This is a genomic window from Paenibacillus sp. GbtcB18 (assembly GCF_019091125.1).
GTDB classification, from domain to species: Bacteria; Bacillota; Bacilli; order Paenibacillales; family NBRC-103111; genus Paenibacillus_F; species Paenibacillus_F chitinolyticus.
The window spans coordinates 1-234 of the sequence record NZ_JAGXJX010000914.1 but is presented as its reverse complement, the minus strand read 5'-3'; the positions used below and the strand labels follow the sequence as shown (position 1 = coordinate 234).

The 234-nt window shown below is 67.9% G+C and carries 1 protein-coding gene; it reads left to right on the top strand.

What is annotated here, in order from left to right; all coding sequences use genetic code 11:
- On the top strand, positions 1-234 hold a 234-nt coding region (locus KVT34_RS31280; protein WP_217563395.1), incomplete at both ends, for a LamG-like jellyroll fold domain-containing protein.

Here is a 234-nt window from a genome sequence, read left to right as displayed (position 1 = left end):
CCACCGCGGGTACCTGGACACAACTCCTCGGGACCTACGACGCCACCACCCTGACAGCCAAGCTGTACGTCAACGGCGCCCTCGCCGCCACCGCTACCGGTGCCACCTCCTGGAGTTCCTCCGGTGCCTTCACCGTCGGCCGAAGCCAGTACAACGGCGCAACCACCGACTTCGTACCGGGCGCCGTCAGCCACGTCCAAGCCTGGAACTACGCCCTCACCCCTGAGGAGGCCG